The organism is Streptomyces atriruber (genome assembly GCF_001418325.1).
GTDB classification, from domain to species: Bacteria; Actinomycetota; Actinomycetes; order Streptomycetales; family Streptomycetaceae; genus Streptomyces; species Streptomyces atriruber.
Genome location: NZ_LIPN01000151.1, coordinates 1 through 1,752, shown reverse-complemented (window position 1 = coordinate 1,752; position 1,752 = coordinate 1). Strand labels below are relative to the sequence as shown.

The following is a 1,752-nucleotide window of genomic DNA, read 5'->3' as shown; positions in this document are numbered from 1 at the left end:
GGCGGTGCGGGCTCGGCGCCGACGGGGGCGGGCTCGTGCGGCTGCTCCTGGACATGCTGTCCGTGCTGTCGCCCGACGGGGTGCCGCGCGAACTCCTTGCCGGGGCGGTCGGGCTGCGGGGCGCGCACGGCGGCGCGGAGGTCGCGGAGGTCGACGGTGTTCTCGGCGCTCTCGTCGACGCCTCGGTCATCACGCGCGTCGGCGACGACGCGGTCGCCGTGCACCGGCTCGTGCAACGGGTGCTGCGGGAGCGGGCGCGGCAGGAAGGGACGTTGGACGGGGCGGCGGGTCTGGTGATGGGCCACCTCGACGGTTTGCTGGTGCCGCCGGCAGACGCGTGGCGGCTGCGTGAGCGGGGGCGACGGCTCGCCGATCAGATCGAGGCGCTGTGGAGCGCGCTGCGGCCCGAGGTCGAGGAGCGGGGCGCGGGCGGCATGGAGGCGCTGATCGAACTGCGGAGCTGGATGGCCGAGGGGCACCTCGCCGAGGTGGGTGACCTGACGCGGGCGCTGGGCGTGGTCAGGGAGATCGTGGCCGTGTGCGACGCGGCCCCGGACCAGGCCGGTGGGATCGCCGTGTCCGCCCTGGACTCGCTGGCCGACGTCTGTGCGCGTGCGGGCCGGGTCGCGGAGGCCGTGACGGCCCGCCGCAGGTGCCTGGAGCTGATGGAGGCCGCGGCGGAAGCCGACGAGCGCGGGATCTGCCTGGCCCGCGAGGACCTGGCCGACACCTGCCGGGCGGCCGGGCGGTTCGAGACGGCCGTGTCCCTGTACGAGACCGTGGTGCGCGACGCCGAGCGGCTCTTCGGGCCCCAGCACGCGACCACCCTCGGCGCCCGCGGCGGCCTGGCCCGCTCCTACGCCGCGGCGGGCCGACTGGCCGAGGCCGTCGCCCTCTCGGAACGCATGCGCTCCGAGCTCACGGAGCGCGTGCGCGCCGAGGCGTCGCCGGGAGCGGCTCCCGACAGCGCCCGGGAACTGTGGCCCTGGAAGACGCTCGCGGACGCCTACGGATCGGCGGGCCGGGCCGAAGACGGCGTGGCGCTGCTCCGGGAGTTCCTCGCGGAGCGCGTGCGGGCGGAGGGCGAGGACGCGCCCGAGACGATCCACACCCGGCACGCCCTCGCCCTGAACTGTCTCTCCGCAGGCCGGTACGACGAGGCCCTGACGCAGGCCCGGCGGGCCGAGGCCGACGCCGCCCGGATCCTCGGCGACATCTCCGAGCACACCGCGGACATCAGGGACACCGTCGCGCTCTGCCTGCTGCGCCTCGACGACGACGAGGAGTCGATCGGCCTGCACCGGCGGATCGTGGCCGACCTGACCGCGCTGTACGGCCCGGACCACCGGAGTGTCCTCTCCGCGCGGCTCAATCTTGCGCGGGCCCTGGACAAGGGGCTGCACGAGGCAGAGGCCTACCAGGTCCACCGCGACGTACTGGCCGACTACACGCGCCTGTTGGGGCCGGACCACCCGGACACGCTGGAGGCGCGGGCCCAGTTCATCTACGGCTGCGCCTCGTCGGGGCGCACGAAGGAGGCCGTCGTCGTCGCGCGGGAGGTGCTCGCCGACGCGGAAGCCGTCTACGGACCCACCCACCGCCGCACCCTGGCCATCCGCCTCGGCCTCGCCACGGTGCTCGTGGAGGAGGGGCGGGGCGCGGAGGCCGCCGCTTCGCTGAGGACGGCGCTCGCGGAGACCACGGATGCCCTCGGCGCCGGTCACCCGCAGACGCTGCGGGTGCGCGAGAACC

At 75.7% G+C, this 1,752-nt stretch carries 1 protein-coding gene; it reads left to right on the top strand.

Features of this window, described 5'->3' with window-relative positions; genetic code table 11:
• Positions 1-1,752: tetratricopeptide repeat protein (locus AOK03_RS17210; protein WP_157868980.1), on the top strand; the 1,752-nt coding region annotated here is incomplete at both ends.